General features: G+C 49.1%; 4 protein-coding genes. All 4 read left to right on the top strand.

The window, feature by feature from the left end; genetic code table 11:
* Positions 1–302: 302 nt before the first annotated feature.
* The 4 genes from AACV78_RS15045 to AACV78_RS15030 all read left to right on the top strand — a co-directional run bounded on the left by AACV78_RS15045 (position 303) and on the right by AACV78_RS15030 (position 7,474).
* Positions 303–2,327 (top strand): ABC transporter ATP-binding/substrate-binding protein, encoded by a 2,025-nt coding sequence (locus AACV78_RS15045; RefSeq protein WP_194012855.1) that lies wholly within the window; start codon positions 303–305, stop codon positions 2,325–2,327.
* Between the two features lie 103 nt (positions 2,328–2,430).
* Positions 2,431–4,089 (top strand): nitrate ABC transporter ATP-binding protein, encoded by a 1,659-nt coding sequence (locus AACV78_RS15040; RefSeq protein WP_194012854.1) that lies wholly within the window; start codon positions 2,431–2,433, stop codon positions 4,087–4,089.
* A 419-nt stretch (positions 4,090–4,508) separates the two neighbouring features.
* On the top strand, positions 4,509–6,716 hold the full coding sequence (locus tag AACV78_RS15035) for a molybdopterin oxidoreductase family protein (RefSeq protein ID WP_194012853.1): 2,208 nt from the start codon (positions 4,509–4,511) through the stop codon (positions 6,714–6,716).
* Between the two features lie 452 nt (positions 6,717–7,168).
* The gene (locus AACV78_RS15030) at positions 7,169–7,474 is read left to right on the top strand and encodes an RNA-binding regulator (RefSeq protein ID WP_194012852.1); all 306 of its coding nucleotides are present in this window, start codon (positions 7,169–7,171) and stop codon (positions 7,472–7,474) included.
* Positions 7,475–7,707: the final 233 nt, after the last annotated feature.

Genomic DNA, 7,707 nt, shown 5'->3' with positions numbered 1-7,707 from the left:
GAATGGGGCATGGGGCATGGGTGATGAGTTATTAGTTATTAGTTAGTAGTTAGTAGTTAGTAGTTAGTAGTTAGTAGTTAGTAGTTGGGAATTGGGAGTTGGGAGTTGGAAGTTAGGAGTTAGGAGTTAGTAATTAGTAGTTAGTAGTTAGTAGCTTCTATAATAACCAATAACCAATAACCAATAACCAATAACCAATAACCAATGCTCTTCGGCCCAATGCTCTTCGGCCCAATGCTCTTCGACCCAATGCCCAATTAAAATAATTAGCACCTACCAAGTAAAAACTACCTAAAAAAATCATGTCAATATTTGTTGAAGTAGACCACGTAGACCGCGTATTTAATCTGCCCAATGGCGGGCAATACATCGCGCTCAAAAATATCGAACTTAAAATTCAAAAGGGAGAATTCATCTCCTTAATCGGACACTCTGGCTGCGGCAAATCCACACTCCTAAATATCATCGCCGGTCTCGACAATGCAAGTCAGGGCGGGATTACTTTAGAAGGGCGCGAAGTCCGCGATCCAGGCCCGGATCGGATGGTGGTGTTTCAAAATTATTCGCTGCTTCCTTGGCTGACTGTTCGCGAAAATATCGCCCTCGCAGTGGATGAAATCTACAGCGGTAACACTCAAGAAGAGCGCGAATTAGTCATAGAACACCATATTAAATTAGTAGGACTCGGACAAGCTGCCAAAAAACGGCCTGGGGAAATTTCTGGGGGGATGAAACAAAGAGTTGCGATCGCCCGCGCCCTCGCGATTCGCCCGAAATTGCTGCTGTTAGACGAACCCTTTGGTGCTCTTGATGCTTTAACTCGCGGCGGTTTGCAAGACCAGTTGATGAAAATTTGCCAGGAAAGCAAAGTCACCAGCGTGATGGTAACTCACGACGTTGACGAGGCTTTGTTGTTGAGCGATCGCATTGTCATGCTTACCAACGGCCCGGAAGCGCAAATCGGACAAATCCTCGAAGTGGACATTCCCCGCCCCCGCAAGCGCATGGAAGTTGTCAACCATCCGAGTTACTACGCGCTACGCAACGAAATTGTTTACTTCCTCAACCAGCAAAAGCGCGTCAAACAACGCCGGGCCCAACAACAACTACCTGCGATCGCCCGCAACGGCCTGGAAAAAGTCAACCTCGACATCGGGTTTATTCCCCTCACCGACTGCGCGCCCTTAGTCGTAGCCAAAGAAAAAGGATTTTTCAAAGCCCACGGCTTAGAAGAAGTTACCCTCGTGCGCGAACCAAGCTGGAAAGCAATTGCCAAAGGCGTAGCCCAAGGACGGCTGGATGCGGCGCAAATGGTCGCAGGAATGCCGATCGCCATGTTGTTGGGATTGGACGGCGAAGCCCCGGTGCCAGTCTGTAGCGCCCTCACTCTGTCTCGCAACGGCAATTCGATTGTTTTGAGCAAACACCTCTACAAACAAGGTATTCGGACATTAGAGGATTTCAAAGCGGAGATCGCCAGCACCCCCGACAAAGCTCACACCTTGGGGACGGTACACTCCGCCTCCATGCACAATCTGCTGTTCCGCTACTGGCTGGCCGCCGGCGGCATCGACCCCGACCTCGACGTGGGCTTGACCGTGATTCCGCCCCCGCAGATGGTATCGAATTTAAAAGCAGGTAACATTGACGGCTACTGCGCCGGCGACCCCTGGAACACCCACGCAGTCAACGACGGTAGTGGTTTTGTCATCGCCCGTTCCCTCGACATTCTGCCCGGACACATCGAAAAAGTTCTCGGTGTTACCGAAGATTGGGCTCAGAAATATCCTCAAACCCACGTCGCCCTCGTCAAAGCGCTTTTGGAAGCCTGCGACTACTGCGACGATCGCCGCAACCGCGAAGAAGTGCTGGGATTGATTTGTCAAGAACAATACATCGGCGCAGACTCCAAAAACATCCGCCCTGGATTCCTCGATCCGTACAACTGCGGCACCGAGGCCGAACCCGAAATGCTCTACAACTTCAACCAGTTCTACGTTGACCAAACCAATTGTCCAGACCGCCTAGAAATGGTGTGGGTGATGGCGCAGATGGCCCGCTGGGGTCTGATTCCGTTCCCGAAAAACTGGGTGGAAGTGGTCGATCGAGTGTTGCGGCCCGATGTCTTCGGTCAAGCAGTTCGCGAGTTGGGTTTGCCGGATATTTCGAGAGTTCGTCGGACGATCGAGCTATTTGACGGCACTGTCTTTAATCTAGACGACCCGATCAACTATCTTCAGAATGTCAAAATCAAGCGCGGCCTCCGCATTGAAGAAATCTTAATTGAACAAATAGGCAGTCAGTGTTCTATCAAAATCCCTGCATAACCAGTAAATAGGAAGAGGAAATGAGGAGTAAGGAATTAGGAAACAAGACTCCACATTTTCCGATTTCCACAACTCCCAAAATCCCTCTCAATCTAAAAGCTTCATGTCTAATCCTCAAAAACACAAGCCAATTTCTGAAAATATGCAAACTCTAACAACTCCCGAAACTACTAATTTTCAGACAGGAAAACCCGGTTTTTTAACGATAAAAAACGTATCCAAAGTCTACAAAAATCAGAAAGAACCTGACAAACCTTTTGTCATTCTCGACGGTGTAAACCTGACTATTAATGAAGGCGAATTTATTTGTTTGATCGGTCACTCCGGCTGCGGCAAATCAACTTTGCTGAACATGATTGCGGGATTCAACGGGCCGACCAGCGGAGAAGTTGCTCTGGAAGGTTCGCCGATTACTGAACCCGGCCCCGATCGCATGGTGGTGTTTCAAAACTACTCCCTACTACCTTGGCTGACTGCTACTGAAAACATCCACCTCGGTGTTGAAAGTGTTTATGCTGACAAGTCCGCAGAGGAACACAATGCGATCGTCAAACAAAACTTAGAATTAGTGGGGCTGACCGAAGCTGCTAATAAAAGACCGGGCCAATTGTCCGGGGGGATGAAACAGCGGGTGGCGATCGCCCGAGCTCTAGCAACTCGCCCCAAACTGTTGATTTTGGACGAACCTTTCGGAGCTCTAGACCCGATTACGCGGGAAGAATTGCAGGAAGAATTGCTCAAAATCTGGCGCGAGCACAAAATTACCGTCATCATGATTACTCACGATATTGATGAAGCTTTGTTTTTAGCCGATCGCATCGTGATGATGACCAACGGCCCCGCCGCTTCCATCGGCGAAGATATGCACATTCCCTTCAGCCGTCCCCGCAACCGGACTCGGGTAATGGAAGACCCCAGATATTACGAACTGCGGAACTTTGCTTTGGAGTTCCTGTTTTCTCGCTACGCCCACCACGAAGAAGATGAAGCAACGGAATCGGAAACAGAAACCGTCGCGATACCCCTGCCAGTACCTGCTGGCAAAAAGCCTGCAGTTGCTGACAAGCCAAAGCCAGAGGTATCTTTTATGCCTCATGCTACTGAACCCGTAGAAGCTTCACCGCTCAAAGGCGCTATCTTCGGAGTGTCGTGGTTGGTAGCAATGGCTACTTTAGCAGCCGTCAATATGTCTGCGGTTTCCAGCCAGCTAAAGCAAGCGAAACTAGGAGAAACTGCACTGCAAGCGCCGACTGTGGCCGCGGTTGTGAGTTCTCCCCCCAGCCCTGCGCCTGTTGCGGTTAGCCCTGCGCCTGTTGCTGCGAGTCCTGCGCCGATTGCTGCGAGCTCTGCGCCTGTTGCTGCGAGCTCTGCGCCTGTTGCAAGTCCTGCGCCGATGATTGCTGCGAGTCCCGCGCCTGTTGCGAGTCCTGCGCCGATTGCTGCGACTAACAGCACCGGATCGGGGATTTCTGACAAAGCCGAACTCGATGCGATCGCAAACCAGTTATATGCAAAAATTGACCAAAATTGGAGGACAACTCCGACATTTACCGAAAGTTTGACTTATCGGGTCAAAGTGAAACAAAACGGCGATATCCTACAGTTCGATCCCACAAATCAAGCAGCTAAAGATTTTGTCAAAGAAACGCCTCTGCCGGTTTTGCAAACTCCAGCAGGTGTCGTCGCAGGCGATCGAACAACGGCTGAATTTCAAGTAAATTTTAGCCCCAGCGGCGTATTAGAAGTTAAAACAGCCAAGTAGGCGAAAGCTTCCCCCGCGCGGCTCTTAGATTGCTATGAACAACCAAGTCAGTCGATTTTCGCATTCAAAATTTGAGCTTAAAAATTTATTTCACAGATAAATCTGGCAGCTTTAGCGGAAGTGCAAAATTTGGGATATCGAATCAGGAGTGTCTGGTTTCCGTTTTTGGTAATTAGTGTATTCACCCGCTGTTTTACAGGGGAGTTATAAACTGTCATAAACTGGCTGCAAATAAGAGCGATCGCGAGTTTTAGTAAGACAGCGGTTAATTTTAAATCAGGGTATTTTCCGCTGCTGTGAAGCATTTTTTGGGTGATTTTGTAATAATTGATACATTGTTGGGAACAATTTGTTCTGATTATAATGACAAATTACCTATTATCCATGAGCTTTCAAAAATTAGCATCTAAAATCACCAGATGGAAACTATAAAAACTCTTTGTCCTTACTGCGGTGTAGGTTGCGGTCTAGAAGTTGTTCCCGACAAAAAACAAAGTTGGAAAGTTCGAGGCGATCGCAATCACCCATCAAGTCAGGGTATGGTTTGTATTAAGGGAGCAACGGTAGCAGAGTCCATTCGGAGCGATCGGCTACTTTATCCGATGATGCGAGACACTCTCGACCAACCCTTCCGCCGCGCTAGTTGGGACGAAGCTTTCGATGCCATTGTTAACCGCATCCAAACAATTCGCAGCACCACTGGCCCCGATGCTTTGTGCGTTTACGGTTCGGGTCAATTCGTAACAGAAGATTATTATGTTGCTCAGAAACTCATGAAAGGTTGTCTGGGTACAAATAATTTTGATGCGAATTCTCGCTTGTGTATGTCTTCAGCAGTTTCGGGATACATTCAAAGCTTTGGTTCGGACGGGCCGCCTTGCTGTTACGACGATTTAGAATTAACAGATTGTGCTTTTATTGTCGGTAGCAATACAGCGGAATGCCATCCGATTGTGTTCAACCGCTTGGCAAAATATCACAAAAAAAATCCAAATGTCAAGATGATTGTGGTAGATCCGAGGCGGACTCCGACTGCTGAAGCGGCAGATTTGCACTTAGCAATTAAGCCGGGTACGGATATAGATTTGTTCAATGGAATTGCATATTTACTGTTGCGAAAACGGGCAATAGACCCTGAATTTATTCAAGACTGCACGGAAAATTTTTCAGCTTTTGCGGAAGTTATTAGCAGCTACACGCCGGATTTTGTCGCCTCGCGCTGCGGTATTAGTGTTAGCGATTTAGAAACGGCTGCCCGTTATTGGGAACAGTCGCAGCGGGTTTTGTCGCTGTGGTCGATGGGCATCAACCAGTCCTCCGAAGGTACGGCCAAGGTGCGATCGCTAATTAATTTGCACTTGATGACCGGTCAAATCGGCAAACCGGGATGCGGCCCGTTTTCCCTCACCGGCCAGCCAAACGCGATGGGAGGGCGGGAAGCCGGAGGACTCTCTCACCTACTCCCCGGTTACAGATTTGTGAAAAATGCCGAACACAGAACCCAAGTCGAGGAGTTTTGGGGAATTGCACCGGGAAGCATTTCCCCAAATCCGGGCCGCACTGCTTGGGAGATGATTTTGGGATTGGAAACTGGCGATGTCGAGTTGCTGTGGATTGCAGCTACTAATCCGGTAGTGAGTATGCCGGATTTGGAACGGACAAAGGCTGCTTTACTGCGATCGCCCTTGACGATTTATCAAGAAGCTTATTATCCTACGGAAACCTCAGCCTACGCTCACATCCTGCTGCCGGCCACGCAGTGGAGCGAAAAAACCGGAGTGATGACAAATTCCGAACGCCGCGTTACTCTCGGCCCAGGTTTCGACATTCCTTTAGGGGAAGCGCGCGACGACTGGAGCATTTTTGCAGAAGTCGGCCGCCGCTTGGGTTTTGCGGAACATTTTGCTTTCGACAGCAGCGCTGACGTATATCAAGAGTTTGTGCAGTTGACTAGGGGCAGGCCTTGCGATGTAACTGGCCTGAGTCACGAATATTTGCGCCTCCAAGGCCCCCAGCAGTGGCCCTGTCCCGAAAACGAGCCTCCGTACCCAGCCAATGAAGCGAAACGGCTGTATACTGACAGGCGTTTTCACACCGACGACGGGCGGGCAAAATTTTCGGCTTATCACTCGCGGGGACTCGCTGAACCTCCAGATCCTAACTATCCGTTTGTGTTGACGACGGGGAGACTTTACGGACACTGGCACACGATGACGCGCACGGGTAGAACTGAGAAAATTAATCAATTGCACCCCGATCCGTTTTTGGAAATTCACCCGCGCGATGCTGCGAAATTGCAGATTAATGAGGGGGATTTGTTGGAAGTTCGATCGCGCCGCGGTAAGGCTAGGTTTCCGGCAAAAGTTACTAAGGCGATCGCCCCTGGTACGCTATTTGTACCGATGCACTGGGGTGCTTTGTGGGCCGAAGAAGCTGAAGCCAATGCTATGACTCATTCGGCAAGTTGTCCCGATTCCAAACAGCCAGAGTTAAAAGCTTGTGCGGTGCAATTGGTGTTGGTGGGGGCCGAAACAGCAGCGCCGGCTGTGGCAGAAGTTGCCGCAGGGGTTGAGGAATTTAATTGGGCCAAATCCACTGTCGCCGTTACTTCTCTATCTGGGCTGTGACTTTGGGATTTGACATACTCACCTAGCCGGATCGATCTCATTACCTGGGTTTTGTCCCACAGACTCCGGCAAAATCGTAATTTTTTGTTAAGGAACCGGGTTTCAAGGCAGTCAAGTACGGCACAATCCCCGGTTGCTCTATTTTCGTCAAAACTTCTCTCGCCCTAGCAGTTGTGACCCAGACGCACCGAAAGAACGGCGTTCTCGGGAACTCCTGGCAAACCAGGATAATTCAATTAATTTATGGTCAGCTTTTCCTGCTAGATTCGGGTTTTTTCGTCTCGCCCAAAAGCTTGCGGCATTCTTTTGGATCGATCGGCTCAAAAAATTGCAGTTTACAAGTATAGGTGCTATGATTGTTTTCACAAAGCTTTATTTTCGGCAGTACAGTTCGTTCGATCGGCGTTCCTCCGGATTTAAATCTCTACAACCTCGATTCTGGAGAATGTTCAATGTCAATCTATGTCGGCAATTTATCCTACGAAGTAACGCAGGAGCACCTCAGCCAAACTTTTGGTGAGTACGGCACAGTCAAGCGCATTCAAGTGCCTGCTGACCGTGAAACAGGTCGGATGCGCGGTTTCGCTTTTGTAGAAATGTCTACTGAAGCAGAAGAAACCGCCGCCATTGAGGCTCTTGACGGTGCTGAGTGGATGGGTCGCGACCTCAAAGTCAATAAGGCAAAACCCCGCGAAGAACGTGGTTCTTCTAACAGCGGTAACTGGGGCAACAACGACCGCTCCTCTCGTCGCTACTAAACCATTTAGAGCTAAATTTTTAGCTCGATCGTGTGTTTGCCCGGTCGAAAACGGAGTCAACAATCATGATTTGTTGAGAATAGATAGTTGATTCTGCGATCGCATCGAGCCTTGAAATCCTCAAAATGTTGCCAAACAACAGCTTGAGGTTTTTTTATGTCAAATTTTTATCCGCGCCTGTAGAAGCTTGTATCTAACTTGAAAGAGGGAGAGAGAGGGGGAGAGGGGGAGAG

The organism is Tychonema sp. LEGE 07196 (genome assembly GCF_963890365.1).
Lineage (GTDB): Bacteria > Cyanobacteriota > Cyanobacteriia > Cyanobacteriales > Microcoleaceae > Microcoleus.
The sequence above is the reverse complement of the archived record's forward strand: the minus strand, read 5'-3'. Positions and strand labels throughout refer to the sequence as shown.

Excerpts from the sequence above, each read along its gene's own strand:
- AACV78_RS15045 (WP_194012855.1), top strand. The coding sequence starts at position 303 with ATGTCAATATTTGTTGAAGTAGACCACGTAGACCGCGTATTTAATCTG.
- AACV78_RS15040 (WP_194012854.1), top strand. The coding sequence starts at position 2,431 with ATGTCTAATCCTCAAAAACACAAGCCAATTTCTGAAAATATGCAAACT.
- AACV78_RS15035 (WP_194012853.1), top strand. The coding sequence starts at position 4,509 with ATGGAAACTATAAAAACTCTTTGTCCTTACTGCGGTGTAGGTTGCGGT.
- AACV78_RS15030 (WP_194012852.1), top strand. The coding sequence starts at position 7,169 with ATGTCAATCTATGTCGGCAATTTATCCTACGAAGTAACGCAGGAGCAC.